A 20,692-nucleotide genomic window follows, 5' to 3' on the forward strand; every position below is an offset into this window, starting at 1 on the left:
ACCTGCCCTAATCGCTAACAGACAAAAAAAAGCAGGAAGCTAGCGCTTCCCGCTTGATCTCTAACGTCATTAAGCCGCTTTAACAAAATAAGCGACTACCAAAGAAAGGATAAAGAAACCAACCGCTAGTCCGATTGTTAGACGCTCTAGGAATAAGTCAAGTCCCCGAGCCTTCTGTTTGCCGAACAACTGCTCAGCACCGCCAGAAATTGCGCCTGACAAACCTGCACTCTTTCCGCGTTGCAGCAAAACTACGGCAATTAGGCCTATCGAGAGAATAACCAGAATAATTTTAAGTACAACGTCCATCGCTTACACCTCCCTGATACCGACACAAAAACAGTATTTTGATTGTATCACAATGCCTGGCAGCTTGACAACCTTCTTTCTTTCATGACCTGCTTCCACCTTAGAAGAAATCCATCAAGTGGGTCGTACCAATCGGAATCCTGCGCTCTAACATCATTATACTCTCTTCAGATCCGGTAATCCGACCCGCTTCACGCATCCAGATAGGCTTACGATTTCCGAGCAGCATAGCCGTTAGCGCCTGAATGTCGCAGGTGATCCCGCCCACCCCGCAAGCTAGCCCAGTAGTCTCCTCCGCTATTTTATTCCCTTGCCCTTCACCCATCGTCTTCAGTTCCATTCTCTCCAGCCGTGCTGTACCTTCTTTACTCCACACCAACCGGAATACCCCATTATTCCAAGGCGCATGCGCGTCAGTCAGCGTAATGACCACTTCTTCTTCCGACTCCCCTGCGGACCAAGAATACAAGCCTGCAAAAGCCTCCGCATCCACGATTCGCGTCATGAAATAAGGAATTAGCTCCTGCTTCACCCTGGGATCTGGCAGCAAGAACGGCAGCGAATCATCAACCGGCACCGTAATCGAAACCTCATCAATCATCGAGTCATGGTTACCTATGTATGTCCATAACGCCTGCCGCGCCGTATCCGTGATACTCGTCCAGTCATGAACGGTCAACTTGCGTTTTACCGTCTCATAGAACACATAGCCTTCCGGTTCTCCAGCTTCACTTATATACACGGCCATCATGCCGGTTTTGGACAGGATTTTACGTTCCCACCAATCCGCCGTCCTGACCAACGTCCCACTATAGCGGGAAGCGTATTTAGAATAAACTTGATCCAGCATGTTGATATCCGGCTTAGGCATGCGCTTAACCTGGCCAGGCATTTCTACACGGGGTGGCAGCTGATGAGTCAAAATCGTGTAATTCTTACGTTCAATCGTCATTTCCCAGCCATATTTGCGGTAGAAAGAGAAAGCGAACGGATGCAGCATACTGATCGTTTGGCCATTCTTACGCATCGTATCCAGCGAATGAACAAGCAGCTTACTTACAGAGCCCTGCCTTCTTGCTTCCGGCCAGGTCGCAACACCTGCAATACCGCCCATCGCAATCTTTTTCCCTTGAATCCATGTTTCGAAGGGAAGGATCGATAGAACTGAAAGCATTTCTCCCTTCTCATTAAATATGCCCCATTCCCACTCAGGACGGAACGCAGTTCGATGGGTTTCTAATTTCTCCGGAGGTAATTGGAATTGAAATGCAAATTCGGATAAGGCCACTCTTTCCTCGAACTCATCTGCTCGCAGCTGCCTGATTTCCACAAACGTCCACCGCCTTTACTCTCATCGCTCCCATCCATTTTACCAAAGGTTCAACAGTTGTAAAACAACCCACTGATTAACGTATCAGTGGGTTGTTGCGTTTTTCTATTTACAATTCGTCCGCTTGGGTCACAGCATCGCAAGATGAGCATCCCGATTCCGTGATCTTCTCCGCTTCTACATACTTGCCCTGTATTATTTTTTCCCTGTCAACTCCCGGCCTGTTAATCAAATCGATTAATGCGGTCGACCAATCGGAGTCTTTATCACTATTATTCATATTAATTATCGGTCTGCCGAATTGGTATTATTGTTATCCATCGGCGTGGCGTGCTTCAGAATGGTTTTAATATCCGCGGCTATGGCGGACGCTTGGTCCAATGAATTATTCGAATTCAATTTGGACTTAACCCTTTGAATCGCTTTGATGGCCTGGTTGTCCGTCACTTTGAGAACTTGAGTATTCGGACCGAAAAGTTGATCCAGTCCTCCCATGCCTGTGGTTCCGCCTGTGCCGGCAGTTCCGCCTGTGCCGGCAGTTCCACCCATACCAGTCATTCCGCCTCTACCTGTCATTTCGCCAGTGCCGGTTGTTCCGCCTAAACCGGTTGTTCCGCCCATACCAGTCACTCCGCCTGTGCCGGCCGTTCCGCCTCTACCTGTCATTCCGCGATTGCCGGTTGTTCCGCCCATACCAGTCACTCCGCCTGTGCCTGTAGTTCCGCCTGTGCCTGTTGTTCCGTTGGTTTGATCCTGCTGGTCGCCGGATGCGACGATAATCGTGTTGCCGATTACCAACGCATTTTGGAAGCCTAAGTTTCTCAACTGGCTATCCATATCCATACCTGTCATACCATATCCGGTAGTGCCTCTTCCGTTGCCCATTGTGCGATTCCCTAAAGTATCTGTTCTGCCTGTAGTTCTGCCAGCAAGGCCGCCCCTATTATGGTCCATTGCGTTATTACCGTTATTCGTCAAGTTACGGACTGTATTTCCACCATCTGCATTGCGAGTCGTTACACCGCCGTTGTTATCGAGTACACCGCAACCCGAAAAAAGCATTGCGGACATCCCCATGACACAAGCCAAAGTAAGTGCTTTGCGTTTCAATTTATAGCCTCCTCTTTTTGTTGGGTAACCTTTTGTGCCCGTTTATATAATTCCTCACTAAAATTCAATTTACGAAAAAAACAGATGGTTTATTTGTCATTAAATGTAAACTAGCCACGCGAAGTTATGCAGGCGCCTTTTGCGTTCTTCCGCTTTGGATTAACCAAAGATGAGTAAAATGTTCGGTTATGGCTAAAAGAGCCCCGGTCAGAATGGCTCCAAAGAAGGTCACAGCCGCCCCCGGGAACCAGTTCGAAACAAAATACACAATAAGCACTGATGCCGCAAAGTCCATGAAGGTACTAATCCATAATGTACCTTTTTTCAGAAGCATGTACTCCATAAGAACTCCTACCACGGCTAATATCAAACCTACGATGATTGGCTGATAATAAGCGCCATATCGTACGCCGGGAAATAACCAAGCAGAGACAATCACTCCAATTGGACATATAAAAATTTTCATCAATAAGCTGGTCATGGAAATCCTCCTTTCTATTTCGATTTATTTATACAAACTGTCTGCGTTTGAATATCGAATTTTTTCAGACTTTATGCGAGGATCTTTCTCATCGGTATGGTCCGTTGAATGTTCGATTTCCGGAGTATCTTGCTGCCCGGTTTTAAGTATTTGACTTTGTTCAAATGGATTTTTTTCTGACATTTTTGATACCCCTTTTCCATCTGATCAGAATCTAGCATAGAATTGCTTTAGATCATCAATTAACTCCTGAGGATAGACTTGAATATCTTCTTTAGTCTCTTCCTTGCCCCCATCGCTTTGTTCCGACTTTTGCTCAAACTGTTGGATGAGAGCATCGGAAATATACTCCGCGCTAACTCCATAATGTTTGATGATGGAAAAGAATTGATCTAAGTTATGATGGTTCTCAATAATGTCCACCAGACGACTCATAATGGCATTCCCCCCTTTAAAATTAATGTTCCAAATTTTCCTTAAATCTATGCAAAAAAAGGCCCGGATCAGATGATCCGGACCTTTTCTTCCTATGCTGTTATATTTAGATCCAACCACGCTCTTTGAACCAAACGTAATTGAGCTTCGCGCTTTCTAATGACGACACATCATATTGCTCCTGCTCGATAATCACGTATTCCACGCCTGCAGCTTCGCAAGCCGCCAGAGCGGAATCCCAATCAACCGTTCCTTTGCCAATTTCCGTATCCTTGCCATCCGCTTTGAAATCCTTTGCATGAACGACCGGAAGGCGTCCTGCGTATTTTTTGATATACTCCGCGGGATCTTGGCCCGCTACCTGCACCCAACCTAAGTCGAACTCGGCGAACAGCTGGTCCGCCGGAATTCTCTCCATAATGTGATCAATGACCAGCTTTCCCTCAACCGGCTTGAATTCGAAGGCATGATTGTGGTAACCAAATTCGAGTCCTGCAGCTCTAACGATCTTAGAAGCTTCCGTAAGATTATCAGCCATCTTATTCACGTCATCCAGAGACGGATTATCTCCAAGAGGATAATAAGGAACGATAAAACGCTTCACGCCAAGCTCTGCGTAATACTCCACTTGTGTCTTCAGGTTATCCCAGATTTCCGGATCGTTAACCTTAAGACCTACGTGTGCGGAATTTGCGTTCAGTTCGCAATCCTTCAGCGTCTGGCCAACCTCCTTAGCCGAGAAGCCATAATAGCCTGCTAACTCAACATTTTTGTAGCCTATGTCTGCGATTTCCCGAATCGTGCCCAAGAAATCCTTCTCGCTGCGGTCTCTTACGGAATATAACTGAATGCCTACCTGCGGTTTACTCATGATCATTCCACCATCCCTATCGTTAGTTCGATTTCGCCCGGAAGTCCGTGCGGTAATAAGTTCGTCTTCTCTCATCTATTATAGGCTTAAGAATGCGTTATCACGAGCAGTCATTTTGTCCTCTTTGTATGCCATTTTGAAGTATCTCTTTACCGCGAAAAAATATACCCATCTACCTATTACGTTTATACGGACTTCGAAGGCTTTATTTCTTCGTAATTTTGCAGCAGACGAAAAAAAGAACAGACCGTGCATAGGCACAAGGGTCCGTTCTTCTTGATTATGTTGGAATCTATGTTGAACTATTTATGTCGTGAACTATTTATGTCGAACTATTTCAGGTTGCGAAGGTTGTAGAACGCTTCTTTGCCGCCGTATTTGGCAGTGGCGCCTAAGCGATCTTCAATACGAAGCAATTGGTTGTATTTCGCAACGCGGTCCGTACGGGACGGCGCGCCTGTCTTGATCTGACCCGCATTCGTAGCAACCGCGATGTCAGCAATGGTGCTGTCTTCGGATTCGCCTGAACGGTGAGAGATAACAGCTGTGTAACCAGCGCGCTTAGCCATTTCGATAGCATCAAAAGTTTCAGTTAATGTACCGATTTGGTTAACTTTAACGAGAATGGAGTTACCTACGCCTTGCTTGATTCCGTCTGACAGGCGCTCAGTGTTCGTTACGAACAGATCGTCGCCGACGAGTTGGACTTTGTCTCCCAATTTCTCGGTAAGCAGCTTCCAGCCTTCCCAGTCGTCTTCAGAGCATCCGTCTTCAATGGAGACGATTGGGTATTTCTCTACCCAGCTTGCCAGCAGGTCAACAAACTCAGCAGACGTGAATGATTTTCCTTCGCCTGAAAGATGGTATTTGCCGTCCTTGAAAAATTCAGTGGAAGCAACGTCCATTCCCAAGAATACGTCAACGCCAGCTTTGTAGCCCGCTTTTTCGATAGCTTCCATGATTGTCGACAGCGCTTCTTCATTGGAGCCAAGGTTAGGAGCGAATCCGCCTTCGTCGCCAACAGCTGTGTTCAGGCCTTTCGCTTTGAGAACGCCTTTGAGCGCGTGGAAAATTTCAGTTCCCATACGAAGAGCTTCAGAGAACGTAGCCGCACCGATTGGCAGAACCATGAACTCTTGAACGTCAATGTTGTTATCCGCATGCTCTCCACCGTTAACGATGTTCATCATCGGTACAGGCAGTGTTTTGGCGTTAAAACCGCCTAAGTAAGTATACAAAGGTACATCTAGAGCATCAGCTGCAGCGCGAGCAACAGCCATGGATACAGCAAGGATCGCATTAGCGCCCAGGATTGCTTTGTTTGGCGTACCATCGATTTCGATCATTTTGTTGTCGATTTCGACTTGATCAAGGGCATCGTAGCCAATGATTTCAGGAGCAATGATCGTATTTACATTGTCAACGGCTTTCAGAACGCCTTTGCCTAGGTAACGGCTCTTGTCACCGTCGCGAAGCTCAACCGCTTCATAAGCACCTGTGGATGCGCCGGAAGGTACGATTGCGCGGCCGAGTATACCGGATTCCAAACGAACTTCTACCTCCACTGTTGGGTTTCCACGAGAGTCCAACACTTCGCGTGCGTACACATCAGTAATCATGGTCATGAGTAACACTCCTTTTAAATAGGTTTGTATAGGTCTAGCTTAGATAAACAAAGATTTACCTGTCATTTGCTCAGGCTGCGGCAATTGCATCAGCTTAAGAATTGTAGGGGCTACGTCCGCTAGAATACCACCTTCGCGGAGTGTATGTCCAGTTTCAGTAACGATGCAAGGAACCGGATTTGTCGTATGCGCTGTGAATGGACGCTCGTTATCGTCGATAACCATGTCCGCATTTCCGTGATCCGCGATGATGACGCAGACGCCGCCTTTGGCAACAACCGCATCAACAACCCGTCCAAGGCATTCATCTGTCGCTTCAACCGCTTTGATTGTCGGCTCCAGCATCCCGGAATGACCCACCATATCCGCGTTGGCGAAGTTTAGAATAATGGCGTCATGATTGTCCGCTTCGATTTCCTTAACCAGAGCATCCGTCAACTCATATGCACTCATCTCAGGCTGCAGGTCATAAGTCGCTACCTTAGGCGAGTTGATGAGAATGCGAGTCTCGCCTTCGAGTACCTCATCCCGCCCACCGCTGAAAAAGAAGGTAACATGCGGGTATTTCTCGGTTTCAGCAATTCTAAGCTGTTTCTTCCCCTGCTGCACGAATACTTCGCCGAGCGTGTTATCGAGCTCCTTGGGCTTGTAAGCAACGAAGCCTCCAACCGATTCCGCGAACAGCGTCATGCAGACAAAATACAGGTTTTTAGGAAAATTCAACCCGCGGTCAAAGCCGCGGAAGTCTTCATTCGTAAATACGTTTGACAGCTGAATGGCACGATCTGGACGGAAGTTAAAGAATATAACGGCATCCTCGGGCTCGACTAGACCTACAGGCTTGTCATCTGTTCCCAAGATTACTGTCGGCATAACGAATTCGTCGAATACCGATTTCTCATAGGATTCCTTCACCGCTTGAATCGGATCGTAAGCGGACGGGCCGTCCCCATACACCATTGCGCGGTAGGATTTCTCCGTACGCTCCCAGCGCTTGTCGCGATCCATCGCGTAATAACGTCCTTGAACCGTTGCAATTCGTCCGATACCCAGCTGATCAATCGTTGCTTGCAGCTGAGTTAAGTACCCCGCTGCGCTGTCAGGCGAAACATCTCTGCCATCGAGGAACGCATGAATGTAAACCTGCTCCAAACCTTCCTTCTTGGCAAGCTCCAGCAAAGCAAACAAGTGAGCAATATGGCTATGTACGCCGCCATCTGATACCAAGCCGTAGAGGTGAAGCTTCTTGTCATTCGTCTTCGCATGTCTGACTGCACCGAGTAATGTGGAGTTGTCATAAAAATCTTGGTCGCGAATCGACTTAGAAATACGCGTAAGATCCTGATACACGATACGGCCGGCTCCGATATTAAGATGTCCAACCTCGGAATTTCCCATCTGACCTTCCGGCAGGCCAACCGCTTCTCCGCATGCCGTTAAGGTTGTGTGAGGATACGAACTCCAGTAGCGATCGAAATTCGGTTTGTTTGCTTGCGCAACGGCATTTCCATGAATGCTCTCGCGTAAGCCGAAGCCATCGAGAATAATCAGAGCAACTGGTTTAGGAGCTGTCATCCTACTTCGCCCCTTCAACCAAAGCTACATAAGAAGCCGGTTCAAGGCTTGCGCCGCCAACTAATGCTCCATCAATATCGGATTGACCCATATATTCAGCTACTGTGTTCGGTTTAACGCTTCCGCCGTATTGAATACGTACCTCGTCAGCCACTTCAGCGCCGAACAAGCCTGCCACAACACCGCGGATGTAGCTCGTTACTTCATTTGCATCGTCTGCAGTTGAGGATTTGCCCGTACCGATCGCCCAGATTGGCTCATAAGCGATTACGGATGCAGCGGCTTGCTTTGCAGTTAAACCTGCGAACGCGCCCTCTGTTTGCACGCGGCACACTTCTTTAGTCTGGCCAGCTTCACGCTCTTCCAGCTTCTCGCCTACGCAGATAATCGGCGTTAAACCATGACGGAAAGCGGCAAGAGCTTTCTTGTTCACAATTTCGTCCGTTTCGGCAAAATATTGACGGCGCTCCGAATGACCGATGATCACATAGTGAACACCTATATCCTTCAGCATGGCACCGCTAATTTCACCCGTAAAAGCACCATTGTCTTCAAAATGAAGATTTTGCGCGCCGATTTTGATGCTTGTTCCTTTAACTGCCTGGACCAGAGCCGGAAGCGCCGTGAATGGCGCGCAAATCACGCTCTCTACACCTTCAACCTCTGCCTTGCCTTTAACCTCGGATACGAACGCTGTTGCTTCGCTGACTGTTTTGAACATTTTCCAGTTACCCGCGATAATCGGAGTTCTCATCTTCGTTCACCTCATTTGTCATTTAGCGCTACTACGCCTGGAAGGACTTTGCCTTCCATGAATTCAAGCGACGCTCCGCCGCCCGTGGAAATGTGATTCATCTGATCCGCAAGCTTGAACTTCTCCGCTGCAGCAGCAGAATCGCCGCCCCCGATGACAGTGTAAGCATCGGTTGTCGCGCATGCTTGAGCAACCGCAAGAGTACCGTAGGAGAAAGGCTCGATTTCGAATACGCCCATCGGTCCGTTCCAAACAACCAGCTTGGAGTTCTTAATGACATCTGCATAGATTTCACGGGTTTTCGGTCCGATATCGATACCTTCCCATGTTGGAGGAATGTGATCGGTATCCACGATATCCGTGTTAGCAGTCGCGCTGAAATCATCGGAGACCACGATATCAACAGGGATATAGAAGTTCTTCCCAAGCTTCTTCGCTTTCTCCATGAATTCCAGAGCCAAATCCAGCTTGGAATTGTCCACTAGCGAATTACCGATTTCTTTGCCTTGTGCTTTGAAGAACGTATAGGAAAGTCCACCGCCAATAATGATATTATCCGCGATTTCAATCATTTTGTTAATGACATCGATTTTGTCTTTTACTTTGGATCCGCCTACGATAGCCGTGAAAGGACGCTCCGGATTGTGCAGAGCCTTGCCAAGTACATCCAGCTCCTTCTCCATCAACAGTCCGGAAACAGCAGGAATGTGATGAGCGATGCCTTCTGTTGAAGCGTGAGCGCGATGAGCGGCGCCAAAGGCGTCGTTCACAAACAAATCCGCCAAATCGGCGAAAGCTTTGGCCAAGCCGGAATCATTGCTTTCTTCACCTGGGTGGAAACGAACATTCTCAAGCAGGAGTACTTCTCCGTCCTTCAACGCATCTACCTTAGCTTGTACGCTAGCGCCTACGACTTCTTCGGACTTGTTCACTTGTTTGCCAAGCAAATCCGACAACCGAGCAGCAACCGGAGTTAACCGCAGCTCTTCTACGACTTCGCCTTTAGGACGGCCTAAATGGCTGGCAAGGATAACTTTCGCACCCTTTTCAACCAAATAACGAACCGTCGGCAATGTCTCGCGAATTCGCGTGTCATCCGTAATTGCACCGTTCTCGAGCGGCACGTTGAAATCTACCCGGACAAATACTTTCTTTCCTGCAACCTCGACATCTCTTACGCTTTTCTTGTTCAAGAGTCAGTCCTCCTCGAATGTTCAATCACCCGGGCGCAAAGCTAGGCTCCGATCAAGGAGCCTGCCATGTGTCCGCATTATCATTATTGTCACTCCAATAGAAACGCAGTTATGCGTGTTGGAGCAGCGCTCTCACCTCGGCTCCCAAGAAGCGCAAGTCAGTGCGCAGGGGAGCCTATGCCCTTAATCCCAGCTCCCCAAGAAGCGCAAGTCAGTGCGCGGGAGAGCCATGCCCTTAATCCAAGCTCCCCAAGAAGCGCAAGTCAGTGCGCGGGGGAGCCATGCCCTTAATCCAAGCTCCCCAAGAAGCGCAAGTCAGTGCGCGGGGGAGCCATGCTCTTAATCCCAGCTCCCCAAGAAGCGCAAGTCAGTGCGCGGGGGAGCCATGCTCTACTTGAAGGACCCGAAGCGCAACAGCGCGGACGGGGAGTTCCTTCTTTCCTCCAGAGTAAAGCGTGTCCCGGGTTTGCAGAGCAAATCCGGGACGATAGCGTTTCCTAGCACAATTGTAACTCTCCATACCACCCAAGTCCGCTCCTCAGCCAACACGGGTGTCCAGAGGGCAGAGCCCTCGGAATCCCCCTTTGGAAAAGGGGGACATAGGGGGATTAGAATCCTTTGCTAGCAATATATTCACACAAGTCAACAACGCGGTTAGAATAGCCCCACTCGTTGTCGTACCAAGAAATGACTTTAACCATGTTGCCTTCAACAACCATTGTAGACAAAGCGTCGATTGTAGAAGAAGCAGGATCGCCATTGTAGTCGCTGGATACCAGCGGCTCGTCGGAGTATTTCAAGATGCCTTTCATTGGGCCGTCAGCAGCAGCTTTCAGTGCAGCGTTCAATTCTTCAACTGTTACGCTAACTTTCAATTCAGCCACAAGATCCGTAACGGATACGTTAGGAGTAGGTACGCGCATAGCCATACCGTTCAATTTACCTTTCAACTCAGGCAACACAAGGGAAACAGCTTTCGCAGCGCCTGTGGAAGAAGGAATGATGTTCTCCGCGGCGGCACGAGCGCGACGCAAGTCTTTGTGAGGCACATCAAGTACACTTTGGTCATTTGTATAAGAGTGGATTGTTGTCATCATGCCTTTAACGATACCGAATTGATCGTTAATGACTTTAGCAAATGGTGCAAGGCAGTTTGTTGTGCAAGAAGCGTTGGAGATGATTGTGTGTTGCGCCGGATCGTATTTGTCATGGTTAACGCCCATAACAACTGTAATATCTTCATTCGTTGCAGGTGCGGAAATAATTACTTTCTTAGCGCCGCCTTTCAAGTGAAGCTCAGCTTTATCTTTAGCCGTGAAGAAACCAGTAGATTCAACAACGACTTCAACACCGACTGACCCCCATGGCAATGCGCCTGGATCACGCTCAGCGAATACTTTGATCGTTTTTCCGTTAACGATAAGTGCGCCTTCACCGATTTCAACTGTTCCGTCAAAACGACCATGAGTCGTATCATACTTCAATAGATGAGCAAGCGTGCTAACGTCTGTTAGATCATTGATTGCTACGATTTCTACGTTAGGGTTTTTAAAAGAAGCGCGGAACACATTACGACCAATACGTCCGAATCCATTAATACCAACTTTAACTACTGCCATAATAATTTCCTCCTCGGAGATCTAAAAATTTTTTTTGATCTATAACAGGTACCTATAGTACCGAGACCACTAATTATTACCCTATACTTAAGCATGTAACTTTTTTAAATATTCAAACATGTCGAAGCGCCTCTATAGCTGCTGCCTCATCCGTTACCAGCACGTCATCATGACCGAATCTCATGACCGATGCGATAGCTTCACCCTTGCTGCTCCCGCCCGCGATGCCGATTACCATCCCCGCTGCTTCGATATCTTCCAGACGCAAGCCCGCTGTAGCCATCCGATGGACAACCTTGCCTGACCGATCGAAGTAATACCCGAACGCTTCTGCAAGCGCGCCATCCTTTACCAGCTCATCCTTGGTATCATTCCTGAGCTTCCGACGTCTTGCCATCGTCAAGGCATCCCCTATTCCGTGAACGACGATACGCGCGCTGCGGATCATATCGACGACGTCTCGAACGTTAGGCTCCTGCATAAGGGTCTGATAAGCTTCCTCGCTTAGATGGTCAGGCACATGAAGCATTCGGTAACGCGCTCCGGTTCGCTTGGCCAGCTCGGAGACAATCGTATTGGCTTGATAATCAACGCTCTCTCCCAAACCACCTCGAGCAGGAACAAACCAGTTATCCCGAAGCTGCATGGGCGTAGCGAACTGCGATGCCATTCGCGCCATTGTCGATCCGCCCATAACCGCAACCACATCGCCGGAAGATAAGCTGTCTCGGAGTACTCGGCTTCCCGCAAGACCAAGCTCCCGCTTGATATGGTCTGAGCTGTCGGAATCCCCGGGCACAATAACTACCCGCTTTAGTCCGAAGGCTTGTCGCACCGTTTCTTCCAATTCCGATAAACCGAACAGTTCCTTCAAGATCGGTTCCATCTCTTCGACCAGCTGACGTCCGCTTTCGCTAAGCGCCATCCCTGCCGCTCCTATTTCAAGCAAACCTTGCGCTCGCAGAATCTCAAGCTCTGAGCGAAGGACACGCTCCGTCAGGTCAACGTTTGTTGCCAATGTACGCCGTCCTATCGTTCCCGACAGATAGATTTGGTGCAGGATCTTGTGCCTTTTCTCCATAACCTGCAGTAGATCAGGCAACAGCTTCTTTTGAATTTCTACAATTTTTCGCATTCTCTCCGCGCTTCCTCCTGTGACCAGATGGCCATCGTCGGCAATTATGCGAACTTTTCGGATGGACCGAATATGTCCCGCCACATCCTTTTGAGTCCCACCTTTATATTAACGAATTTTTCTAGAGGATGCAACAGCAAATGTCCACGAAAATAACAAATTTACCAGAACTCTTTATCTTGCATTTTGTGCATCCATCACCTATAATAACTCTTGCTGTAACAATATGCGCCCGTGGTCCAACGGATATGACGCAGCCCTCCGAAGGCTGAGATTGAGGTTCGATTCCTCACGGGCGCGCCAACTACGCCATTCTATATCATTCAGCATAACCGGCCGTTCCATACGGCCGGTTTTTTTATATCGTACCCCTTTTTTAGCCTCGGATATCTCTTTGACTTTCTTTGACTTTCGTGCGTGAATTCGCTATGATAATAAAACAATATCGCTATCCAGCTAAACCAACAATATAAGGAGGGACGTCAAACATGAGTTTTGTACCAATGGTTGTCGAGCAGACAAATCGGGGAGAACGCGCTTATGACATTTATTCCCGCTTACTTAAGGATCGTATCGTATTTCTGGGTACCGGAGTGAATGACGTAGTAGCTAACTCCATCATCGCGCAGCTGCTGTTCCTTGCTGCCGAAGACCCTGAGAAAGACATTCACCTTTACATCAACAGCCCTGGCGGCTCGATTACGTCCGGCATGGCGATATTCGATACCATGCAGTTCATTAAGCCTGATGTATCTACGATCTGTGTTGGTATGGCCGCATCGATGGGAGCTTTCCTTCTCGCGGCAGGTGCGAAAGGCAAACGCTTCGCTCTTCCAAACAGCGAAGTCATGATTCATCAACCGCTCGGCGGAGCTGAAGGTCAAGCCAGCGACATCGAAATCCGGGCTAGACGGATCTTGAAGCTGCGTGATAAGTTAAACGGAATTCTTGCTGAACGTACAGGTCAGCCATTGGAGCGCATCGAGAAGGATACCGACCGCGATAACTTCATGGAAGCTGATGTTGCTCAGCAATACGGACTTATCGACAAAGTTATCACTAAACTCTAAACAACCAAAAAGACGTCAAGGATCAATTCGACCCTTGACGTTTTTTGTTTGTTCTAATTCCTGCGCCTAATCAGAATCGCATAACACGGTTTTTCTATTATGTCAACAAGAATTCAAATCTTTGAATGCCCTCTCTTCGACACTACAAATCCATGGTATGCTATCTTCAGAAGGTATCCAAATACCTCCAGTTCTAGTCATCACTTAGGAACATTAGAAGCGAGGGATACTTATGCCCGAACAGACTTATCCGTATCTTGTTAGCAAGCAATCAGAAGACAAAACGCTTCGCACATACGTAAGTGATAGCTCCATCGATATGATGGCTGCCCGTCGCCTTAGTGATAAAGCGTCACTTCTTCGCCCGCTGAAAGACGAGCATTTACTGGAAGTTTACAGGGAAGCCAAGAAAATGAACCTGTCCAACGAATTCATTGAATTATTGGAAGAGGCTCTTTCCACCCGCCAACTAGAAAATTATAAAGAGGCATAACTGCCCTTCAACTTAACATCTACTACCGCAATCCTAATCCGGATTGCGGTTTTTGTTTTCTCGATCTGAAAACACACAAAACAGATGCAGGTCTTATTTTGCGACAATGGAGGGATGCATATTGGTTAAGGAGCGCTCATTGCTGAATTTTGCGACAATGGAGGGATACATATTGGTTAAGGAGCGCTCATTGCTGCATTTTGCGACAATGGAGGGATACATATTGGTTAAGGAGCGCTCATTGCTGCATTTTGCGACAATGGAGGGGCGCATTTTGGTTAAGGCGCGCTCATTGCTGCATTTTGCGACTATGGTGGGGCGCATTTTGGTTAAGGCGCGCTCATTGCTGCATTTTGCGACAATGGTGGGACACTTGCAAAACCTAGAAAACCAGAGGGACGCGTGAATGTTTGTCGATTATGCCGTCGTAGAAAAAAAAGAGAAACGGAATGAATCCCGCCTCTTCCTAGTACACACGTCATGATATCAATCCTACTTCATCTCATACTGAACCGTAACCTTTGTACTGATCTCAATTTGCCCGGACTGCACGGAGGTTGATGCTCCATCCGCCATCTTAGCCATCTCATTGCGAGCCTCTTCACGCTCGTATAGGATCGGCATGTTAGAAACATCTCCTTGAACGATGTTAATAACACCCTGCAACTGACGATTAGCTGAAGTGGCCAGTACACTCGCTTTCGCCGAAGCATTCGCCATTGCTATCTTCAGGGCATCCAGCTCATACTGATCCTTCTTCTCTGTATCGAACCGAACCCCATCCATACGGTTAGCACCAGCCGCCGTCAAGGCATCGAACAGCTTCCCAATCTCCGCTAAGTTCCGATAGGTGACTTGAATCTGATGAACCGCGAGATACCCCTTCAGCACTCGGCCGTCTTTCTCCGTATAGTTATATTCCGGCTGCACATCGAAATTCGTTGTCTTTACATCTTTCTTGTCGATAGCGAATTTCTCGTACAATGCTTTTTCCACCGCAGCGAACTTGTCCGCGTTCGCTTGCTGTGCTTCCGATGCCTTAGAGCCTCGGGCCTCAACGGCCAAACTCAAATGTGCAACATCGGGTTCGACCTTAATTGATCCAGTGGCACCGACCGTAACCGTATTCACTGGCATACTTACAGGAGTAACTTCTGCCGACACAATTGCAGCCTCCCCTCTTCCAAAACCAAACCACCCTACCACAACAGCAACTGCAGCTATCATTAACACATGAACCGTACGTTGTTTCATCCTTCCAAACTCCCTTCTGCCCGTTTGACCTTATGACGAATTCTACCCCCCAAATGTTTCATCTGTTTGAATAGAAATGCAAAAAGCTCCCTGCAGGGAGCTTCGCGCGAAGGACTATTATTGGTTTTCAAGCTCTTCTTTGCTTACAAGTTGCACTAAAGCGGTTACAGCTTGCTCTGCGTCGGAACCTTCCGCGCTGATCGCGACTTCCGTACCGGAGCTGATTGCCAGGCTCATAATGCCCATGATGCTTTTCGCATTTACTTTCTTCTCATCCTTCTCAACGAAGACGTCGGAAGAGAATTTATTGGCTTCTTGCACGAAAAGTGCCGCCGGTCTGGCGTGAAGACCCGTTTTAAGCCGAACTACCACCGGCTGTCTCGTCATGGACCGGATACCCCCTATCTTTAATTCGTCCCGCTGCCGGGACCCCCGTGCTATAGTTTCTCAACTATTATACCATTGATATGAACAAATACGCTATACGGTTTATGCTCCGCCATTCCGGATTTTTTCTGCCCATTCATCAAGCTTCCGAAGACGATGGTTAACCCCGGATTTACTAACCTGCCCTTTAAGCAAATCGCCAACCTCTTTCAGATTAATATCGGGATGCTGAAGCCTGACTTCCGCCACCTCGCGAAGCTTGTCGGGAAGGTTACTCAGGCCAACCACCTTCTGAAGGAGCTTGATATTATCGATCTGGCGCACGGCTGCTCCGATTGTCTTGTTAAGATTAGCGGTCTCGCAATTAACAATACGGTTAACCGAATTCCGCATATCTCTCATGATGCGAACGTCCTCGAATTTGAACAAAGCTTGATGCGCCCCGATAATGCTCAGGAATTCGATTATTTTCTCGCCCTCTTTAATATACAGAATAAATCCCTTTTTGCGCTCAATAAATCGCGCATTTAGTGAAAATTTATTCGCTAAGTCAACCAATGCCTGACAATGCTCCTCATAAATCGATGCAATCTCCAGGTGATAAGATGAGCCTTCGGGGTTGTTCACCGATCCACCGGCAAGGAATGCACCGCGCAAATATGCTCTTTTACAACAAGGCTTGCGAATCAGCGCTTTGTCGATGCTCGGATGGAAGAGGAAGCCTTCGGAGACGATTGACAGCTCGCTTAGAATCGCCTCCGCACCAGCTGGCACCCGTACGACATACACATTGTTTTTCTTGAGCCGCATCTTTTTACGGACCAACAGCTCTGTCACTACGGTAAAATGTCGCTTCAAAAGGGTGTACATCCGGCGTGAGATTGCGGCATTCTCGGTGGCGATATCCAGAACAACCCGCTTATTAGAGAGGGATATTGTTCCATTCATCCGAATTAGCGCCGATAGCTCTGCTTTCTCACAGCAGCTCTCCGATTCCACCATAGTTAGTTCTTTTTTGGTCAGCGCCGCAAATGACATGCCCATTTCACCCCTTTCGCAACATCCAATCTTCAACAAGATGATAGATATGATCACTTAATTTGGCAGCGTCATGTCGCAGGTAGGTTCGGAATAATACAAGTGTGTCCGCGATGACCTTGTAGCCAAGGCGGGTAACCTCATCTAAGTCCAGGTGAACCGCTGTGGATCCCTTCTCGGCATATAAGCTTTGCACCTGAGGAGGAATTTCCCCATTGTTGACGATCACATAGTCGAATAAGTGCTGCCCAATATGCGCATGAATAGCATCCAAATGGTCACTAACCGAATAATTGTCTGTTTCTCCCGGCTGGGTCATCACATTACAAACGAATAGCTTCACAGCGTCGGATTTGACAATCGCATCCGCAAGCTTGGGAACGATGAGATTTGGCAGAATGCTTGTATATAAGCTTCCAGGTCCGATCAGAATCGCATCCGCCTCCTGAAGAGCAAGAACCGCATCCGGTAGAGGCTCTACATCAGCGGGCTCGATAAACACCTTGCGAATGGCCAACCCGGATTTTGGAATCGTAGATTCCCCTACAACAATGGAGCCATCTTCCATTTCCGCCTTAAGCACGATGGCTTGATTAGCGGCAGGCAGGACACGTCCCCTGACTGCGAATATTCGGCTTAACTCGGTTATTCCGGTTACGAAATCGCCCGTAATATCCGTCATCGCCGCAAGAATAAGATTGCCCAAGCTATGGCCAGCTAAACCTGTACCGTTCTGAAATCTGTATTTCAATACCTCAGCGAGCAAAGGCTCAATGTCCGCTAGAGCTGATAAGACGTTGCGAATATCCCCTGGAGGCGGGATCTGCAGCTCTTCACGTAGAATACCAGAGCTGCCTCCATCATCGGCTACCGTAACGATTGCCGTGATATCAAGCGGCTTCTGCTTTAATCCGCGAAGCATGACGGATAACCCCGTACCGCCGCCAATCACGACGATACGCGGGTTTCGTCCCAGGCTTAGCTGTTGTTTCATCGCCACACCTCAGCTATGCCTGTCGCGTTCGGAATCGCGATGGCTCACTCGTACCATTTCTGTATCGCTGGAACCTAGCCTACGCCCCAGATATTCAGCCAGCGCTACGGAACGGTGTTTCCCTCCGGTACAACCGATTCCGATCACAACCTGACTTTTGCCTTCTTTATGATAGAGAGGGATTAAATATTGCAGCATATCTAATAACTTTGTGAGGAACGTCTGCGTTTCAGGCCACTTCATCACATAATCATATACTTCCGCCTCAACCCCGGTTTTCGGACGAAGCTGCTCCACATAATGCGGATTAGGCAGAAAACGAACGTCGAAGATCAAATCAGCATCGATCGGCACGCCGTACTTAAAACCGAAGGAGGTCACATTGATCGAAATATTATTTCGATCAAGGTTCGTGAAACGCCCAATGATCTTCTCCTTTAATGCTGCTGGTTTAAGACTGCTCGTATCAATGACCTGCGTCGCCCAGCCCTTCAGATCCTCGAGCAGCTTGCGCTCTAGGTGGATACCGTCAAGGAGCATACCTTCCGGTGAGAGCGGATGTATGCGACGACTTTCCTTATAACGCTGTACCAAAACCGAATCCGTTGAATCCAGAAAAAGTATTTCGGAATGAATGGTATAATGCTCACGAATATAGCTGAGAGATTCTGACAGTGCCGTGAAAAACTCGCGCCCCCGCAAATCAATCACCAACGCTACCTTGGCAATCCGTCCTTGGGATTGTTCAATCAACTCAGCGAATTTGGGAATAAGGACAGGCGGTAAATTGTCGACGCAGAAAAAACCCAAATCCTCAAGGCTTTGAACGGCTATCGTCTTCCCCGCGCCCGACATCCCCGTAATGATAACAAGTGTCGGCTGCACATTTATTGTATCCATTCGTCTTCCTCCCCCCAGTAGCTATTTAACGACCAAACGCCCGTTAACGCTCAATGTGCAGCGGAGCCGATCGTCTGAACGTTATGCGCGAAGGAACAATCCGGCCGCTCCCACAACTCCGGCATTGTTGCCTAATTCGGCAGCTACGATCTCGACCCTGTCTCTGGCATTGTCTGGTGTTAACTTATCGAACACCTCTCGGATTTGGGCAAAGAGAAAATCTCCAGCCTTGCTCACTCCGCCGCCAATGATAAATCTCTGTGGATTAATGATTACTGCAACAGCTGCCATTGATTTGCCCAAGTAGAAGGCTGCGCGACTGACTATGCGCTGCGCGACTTCATCGCCGCTTTTGGCAGCGTCGAACACGTCTTTTGCCGTTATCTCTCCCTCAATAAAGACTAGGGAGGTCTTATCGCCGCGTTCTACTGCATCCGTCGCCATCCGGATAATCCCGGTTGCCGAGGATACCGTCTCCAGACAGCCCATCTTACCGCAACCGCACTGAATGGCCTCCAGATCAGGTACGATCGAAATGTGTCCGAGCTCACCCGCCATTCCGGAAAACCCTTCGATCAATCGGTTGTTAAGAATTATGCCCCCGCCGACACCAGTTCCTAAAGTATAACAGACACAATTCGCAATATTCTTGCCCGCACCGGCCCAAGCTTCCCCAAGCGCGGCTACATTCGCGTCGTTATTGATTTTTACCGGCTTGCCGATCTTTTCCTCCATGATTTTCTTAACAGGCACATTCCTAAATGGAAGGTTCGCCGAAAAGTCAATAATCCCCTCCGGAATATTCAGAAACCCGGCAATACCGATCCCTATACCTTCAACGGCATCCCATTCTGGAGTTCCCGGAGCTACAAGCTCTTTGACGTAGGTTGCAATGTTGGTTAACACGGCATCCGAACCATTCACGGCTTGCGTAGGGCCTTCATGCGTACGAAGCAAATCCCCCTCTGCGTTGCACAAGCCAACCTTAATGGCGGTTCCACCCAAATCTACGCCTACATACAACGATTCTGACATTTTTGTCGACACCTCATAAAGAATAATGTTGTTAAGAAGCTAATTTTATCTGCTGAAACTCTTATGAAAGAGATTTGCTCCAATCTTGAGCGATCGAGCCTTCCAAGAACTTCTCGCAATCCAGTGCGGCCATACATCCGCTTCCTGCAGCTGTAATAGCCTGACGATATTTATGATCCTGCACGTCACCGCATGCGAACACGCCCGGAATGTTAGTCTCCGTTGTACCCGGCTTCACAAGGATGTAACCGAGTTCGTCCGTGTCGATCTGACCGTCCAGAAACTTCGTATTGGGCGTATGTCCAATTGCAACGAAGAGTCCTTGCGTTTCAATAATTTCCTCTTCGCCCGTTTCATTGTTGCGTACTTTCAATCCCGTTACGCCCATTCCAGTTGCAACAACTTCAATTGGCGTTTTGTTTAAGCCCCATAGAATTTTGTTATTCTGACGGGCACGGTCTTGCATAATCTTAGAGGCTCTCATCTCATCACGACGATGAACAAGCGTGACTTCAGAAGCGAATCGCGTTAAGAAGTTGGCTTCCTCCATCGCGGAATCTCCGCCGCCTACGACGATGATTTTTTTTCCGCGGAAGAAAAACCCGTCACATGTCGCACACGTACTAACGCCGCGGCCGATATTGTCCTTCTCACCAGGAATGCCGATATATTTCGCCGATGCCCCTGTAGAGATGATCAATGTTTCCGCCTGTAAGGTTTCTCCGCCCTCAAGTGACAGGGTGAAAGGACGCTTGGACATATCTACCTTGTTAATCCATCCGGTACGGAACTCTGCACCGAAGCGTTCTGCTTGCTTACGCATATTGGTCATAAGCTCCGGTCCCATAATCCCTTCAGGAAAACCCGGGAAATTCTCAACTTCGGTCGTCGTGGTCAACTGACCGCCCGGCTCAGGCCCTTCAATGACGAGCGGCGATAAGTTCGCGCGTGCCAGATAAATCGCTGCTGTTAGTCCTGCAGGCCCTGTTCCGATAACAATCGTTTTGTGCATGACTTCTTCCTCCTAAGTGCAACGAATGAGTTCCGCCTGCGGAATGTTTCGTTGTCACGAGTACAACGAATG

The 20,692-nt window shown here is 48.4% G+C and carries 24 protein-coding genes and 1 tRNA gene; 4 read left to right on the forward strand and 21 right to left on the reverse strand.

The window, feature by feature from the left end; genetic code table 11:
- Positions 1-69: 69 nt before the first annotated feature.
- The 14 genes from secG to ACESLK_RS08925 all read right to left on the reverse strand — a co-directional run bounded on the left by secG (position 70) and on the right by ACESLK_RS08925 (position 12,437).
- Entirely contained in the window at positions 70-309 is a 240-nt protein-coding gene (gene secG, locus ACESLK_RS08860) for a preprotein translocase subunit SecG (RefSeq protein ID WP_373228934.1), read from the reverse strand.
- Positions 310-409: 100 nt separating this feature from the next.
- Positions 410-1,639, reverse strand: a complete 1,230-nt coding sequence (locus ACESLK_RS08865) for a GNAT family N-acetyltransferase (protein WP_373228935.1) — start codon at positions 1,637-1,639, stop codon at positions 410-412.
- A 109-nt stretch (positions 1,640-1,748) separates the two neighbouring features.
- On the reverse strand, positions 1,749-1,919 hold the full coding sequence (locus tag ACESLK_RS08870) for a hypothetical protein (RefSeq protein WP_373228938.1): 171 nt from the start codon (positions 1,917-1,919) through the stop codon (positions 1,749-1,751).
- A gap of 5 nt (positions 1,920-1,924) precedes the next feature.
- On the reverse strand, positions 1,925-2,749 hold the full coding sequence (locus ACESLK_RS08875; RefSeq protein WP_373228940.1) for a hypothetical protein: 825 nt from the start codon (positions 2,747-2,749) through the stop codon (positions 1,925-1,927).
- 124 nt (positions 2,750-2,873) lie between these two features.
- The gene (locus ACESLK_RS08880; protein ID WP_373228942.1) at positions 2,874-3,230 is read right to left on the reverse strand and encodes a hypothetical protein; all 357 of its coding nucleotides are present in this window, start codon (positions 3,228-3,230) and stop codon (positions 2,874-2,876) included.
- Between the two features lie 24 nt (positions 3,231-3,254).
- The gene (locus tag ACESLK_RS08885; RefSeq protein WP_373228944.1) at positions 3,255-3,413 is read right to left on the reverse strand and encodes a hypothetical protein; all 159 of its coding nucleotides are present in this window, start codon (positions 3,411-3,413) and stop codon (positions 3,255-3,257) included.
- 24 nt (positions 3,414-3,437) lie between these two features.
- Positions 3,438-3,665, reverse strand: coding sequence for a hypothetical protein (locus ACESLK_RS08890; protein WP_373228946.1), 228 nt, complete (start codon positions 3,663-3,665; stop codon positions 3,438-3,440).
- A gap of 106 nt (positions 3,666-3,771) precedes the next feature.
- Positions 3,772-4,536, reverse strand: a complete 765-nt coding sequence (locus ACESLK_RS08895; RefSeq protein ID WP_373228948.1) for a sugar phosphate isomerase/epimerase family protein — start codon at positions 4,534-4,536, stop codon at positions 3,772-3,774.
- A 332-nt stretch (positions 4,537-4,868) separates the two neighbouring features.
- A complete protein-coding gene (gene eno / locus ACESLK_RS08900) occupies positions 4,869-6,161 on the reverse strand; it encodes a phosphopyruvate hydratase (RefSeq protein ID WP_373228950.1) in 1,293 nt (430 codons plus the stop codon).
- Between the two features lie 39 nt (positions 6,162-6,200).
- Entirely contained in the window at positions 6,201-7,736 is a 1,536-nt protein-coding gene (gpmI, locus tag ACESLK_RS08905; RefSeq protein ID WP_373228951.1) for a 2,3-bisphosphoglycerate-independent phosphoglycerate mutase, read from the reverse strand.
- A 1-nt stretch (position 7,737) separates the two neighbouring features.
- The gene (gene tpiA / locus ACESLK_RS08910) at positions 7,738-8,490 is read right to left on the reverse strand and encodes a triose-phosphate isomerase (protein WP_373228953.1); all 753 of its coding nucleotides are present in this window, start codon (positions 8,488-8,490) and stop codon (positions 7,738-7,740) included.
- Positions 8,491-8,501: 11 nt separating this feature from the next.
- Complete coding sequence (locus ACESLK_RS08915; RefSeq protein WP_373228954.1) at positions 8,502-9,683, reverse strand: phosphoglycerate kinase; 1,182 nt, start codon at positions 9,681-9,683, stop codon at positions 8,502-8,504.
- A 608-nt stretch (positions 9,684-10,291) separates the two neighbouring features.
- Positions 10,292-11,302, reverse strand: a complete 1,011-nt coding sequence (gene gap, locus ACESLK_RS08920) for a type I glyceraldehyde-3-phosphate dehydrogenase (RefSeq protein ID WP_373228955.1) — start codon at positions 11,300-11,302, stop codon at positions 10,292-10,294.
- Between the two features lie 112 nt (positions 11,303-11,414).
- On the reverse strand, positions 11,415-12,437 hold the full coding sequence (locus ACESLK_RS08925; protein WP_373228956.1) for a sugar-binding transcriptional regulator: 1,023 nt from the start codon (positions 12,435-12,437) through the stop codon (positions 11,415-11,417).
- A 228-nt stretch (positions 12,438-12,665) separates the two neighbouring features.
- Between ACESLK_RS08925 and ACESLK_RS08930 the strand changes: the two genes are divergently transcribed.
- From ACESLK_RS08930 to ACESLK_RS08945, 4 genes are all read left to right on the forward strand, one after another.
- Positions 12,666-12,740: transfer RNA gene (locus ACESLK_RS08930), tRNA-Arg, on the forward strand.
- A 185-nt stretch (positions 12,741-12,925) separates the two neighbouring features.
- Positions 12,926-13,507, forward strand: a complete 582-nt coding sequence (gene clpP, locus ACESLK_RS08935) for an ATP-dependent Clp endopeptidase proteolytic subunit ClpP (protein ID WP_373228958.1) — start codon at positions 12,926-12,928, stop codon at positions 13,505-13,507.
- A 232-nt stretch (positions 13,508-13,739) separates the two neighbouring features.
- A complete protein-coding gene (gene sda / locus ACESLK_RS08940; protein ID WP_373228960.1) occupies positions 13,740-14,000 on the forward strand; it encodes a sporulation histidine kinase inhibitor Sda in 261 nt (86 codons plus the stop codon).
- A 121-nt stretch (positions 14,001-14,121) separates the two neighbouring features.
- Positions 14,122-14,406, forward strand: coding sequence for a hypothetical protein (locus ACESLK_RS08945; protein WP_373228961.1), 285 nt, complete (start codon positions 14,122-14,124; stop codon positions 14,404-14,406).
- An 86-nt stretch (positions 14,407-14,492) separates the two neighbouring features.
- On the opposite strand, the gene ACESLK_RS08950 is transcribed toward ACESLK_RS08945, so the two are convergent.
- The 7 genes from ACESLK_RS08950 to trxB form a co-directional block, all read right to left on the reverse strand.
- Positions 14,493-15,254, reverse strand: coding sequence for an SIMPL domain-containing protein (locus tag ACESLK_RS08950; protein WP_373228962.1), 762 nt, complete (start codon positions 15,252-15,254; stop codon positions 14,493-14,495).
- A 117-nt stretch (positions 15,255-15,371) separates the two neighbouring features.
- Positions 15,372-15,641: an HPr family phosphocarrier protein gene (locus tag ACESLK_RS08955; RefSeq protein ID WP_094042918.1), complete on the reverse strand. Its 270-nt coding sequence runs from the start codon at positions 15,639-15,641 to the stop codon at positions 15,372-15,374.
- 102 nt (positions 15,642-15,743) lie between these two features.
- A complete protein-coding gene (whiA, locus tag ACESLK_RS08960) occupies positions 15,744-16,679 on the reverse strand; it encodes a DNA-binding protein WhiA (protein ID WP_373228965.1) in 936 nt (311 codons plus the stop codon).
- Positions 16,680-16,686: 7 nt separating this feature from the next.
- Positions 16,687-17,673 (reverse strand): gluconeogenesis factor YvcK family protein, encoded by a 987-nt coding sequence (locus ACESLK_RS08965; protein ID WP_373228967.1) that lies wholly within the window; start codon positions 17,671-17,673, stop codon positions 16,687-16,689.
- Positions 17,674-17,682: 9 nt separating this feature from the next.
- On the reverse strand, positions 17,683-18,573 hold the full coding sequence (rapZ, locus tag ACESLK_RS08970) for an RNase adapter RapZ (RefSeq protein ID WP_373228969.1): 891 nt from the start codon (positions 18,571-18,573) through the stop codon (positions 17,683-17,685).
- An 81-nt stretch (positions 18,574-18,654) separates the two neighbouring features.
- On the reverse strand, positions 18,655-19,608 hold the full coding sequence (locus tag ACESLK_RS08975) for an ROK family glucokinase (RefSeq protein ID WP_373228970.1): 954 nt from the start codon (positions 19,606-19,608) through the stop codon (positions 18,655-18,657).
- Between the two features lie 61 nt (positions 19,609-19,669).
- Entirely contained in the window at positions 19,670-20,620 is a 951-nt protein-coding gene (trxB, locus tag ACESLK_RS08980; protein WP_373228972.1) for a thioredoxin-disulfide reductase, read from the reverse strand.
- Between the last annotated feature and the right edge of the window lie 72 nt (positions 20,621-20,692).

This window comes from Cohnella sp. (assembly GCF_041640265.1).
In the GTDB taxonomy this organism is placed as follows: Bacteria; Bacillota; Bacilli; order Paenibacillales; family Paenibacillaceae; genus Cohnella.

Bases quoted from the DNA above. Each gene is read 5' to 3' on its own strand.
- secG (WP_373228934.1), bottom strand. From the start codon at position 309: ATGGACGTTGTACTTAAAATTATTCTGGTTATTCTCTCGATAGGCCTA.
- ACESLK_RS08870 (WP_373228938.1), bottom strand. From the start codon at position 1,919: ATGAATAATAGTGATAAAGACTCCGATTGGTCGACCGCATTAATCGAT.
- ACESLK_RS08880 (WP_373228942.1), bottom strand. From the start codon at position 3,230: ATGACCAGCTTATTGATGAAAATTTTTATATGTCCAATTGGAGTGATT.
- ACESLK_RS08885 (WP_373228944.1), bottom strand. From the start codon at position 3,413: ATGTCAGAAAAAAATCCATTTGAACAAAGTCAAATACTTAAAACCGGG.
- ACESLK_RS08890 (WP_373228946.1), bottom strand. From the start codon at position 3,665: ATGAGTCGTCTGGTGGACATTATTGAGAACCATCATAACTTAGATCAA.
- ACESLK_RS08895 (WP_373228948.1), bottom strand. From the start codon at position 4,536: ATGAGTAAACCGCAGGTAGGCATTCAGTTATATTCCGTAAGAGACCGC.
- eno (WP_373228950.1), bottom strand. From the start codon at position 6,161: ATGACCATGATTACTGATGTGTACGCACGCGAAGTGTTGGACTCTCGT.
- gpmI (WP_373228951.1), bottom strand. From the start codon at position 7,736: ATGACAGCTCCTAAACCAGTTGCTCTGATTATTCTCGATGGCTTCGGC.
- tpiA (WP_373228953.1), bottom strand. From the start codon at position 8,490: ATGAGAACTCCGATTATCGCGGGTAACTGGAAAATGTTCAAAACAGTC.
- gap (WP_373228955.1), bottom strand. From the start codon at position 11,302: ATGGCAGTAGTTAAAGTTGGTATTAATGGATTCGGACGTATTGGTCGT.
- ACESLK_RS08925 (WP_373228956.1), bottom strand. From the start codon at position 12,437: ATGCGAAAAATTGTAGAAATTCAAAAGAAGCTGTTGCCTGATCTACTG.
- clpP (WP_373228958.1), top strand. From the start codon at position 12,926: ATGAGTTTTGTACCAATGGTTGTCGAGCAGACAAATCGGGGAGAACGC.
- sda (WP_373228960.1), top strand. From the start codon at position 13,740: ATGCCCGAACAGACTTATCCGTATCTTGTTAGCAAGCAATCAGAAGAC.
- ACESLK_RS08950 (WP_373228962.1), bottom strand. From the start codon at position 15,254: ATGAAACAACGTACGGTTCATGTGTTAATGATAGCTGCAGTTGCTGTT.
- ACESLK_RS08955 (WP_094042918.1), bottom strand. From the start codon at position 15,641: ATGACGAGACAGCCGGTGGTAGTTCGGCTTAAAACGGGTCTTCACGCC.
- whiA (WP_373228965.1), bottom strand. From the start codon at position 16,679: ATGTCATTTGCGGCGCTGACCAAAAAAGAACTAACTATGGTGGAATCG.
- ACESLK_RS08965 (WP_373228967.1), bottom strand. From the start codon at position 17,673: ATGAAACAACAGCTAAGCCTGGGACGAAACCCGCGTATCGTCGTGATT.
- rapZ (WP_373228969.1), bottom strand. From the start codon at position 18,573: ATGGATACAATAAATGTGCAGCCGACACTTGTTATCATTACGGGGATG.
- ACESLK_RS08975 (WP_373228970.1), bottom strand. From the start codon at position 19,608: ATGTCAGAATCGTTGTATGTAGGCGTAGATTTGGGTGGAACCGCCATT.
- trxB (WP_373228972.1), bottom strand. From the start codon at position 20,620: ATGCACAAAACGATTGTTATCGGAACAGGGCCTGCAGGACTAACAGCA.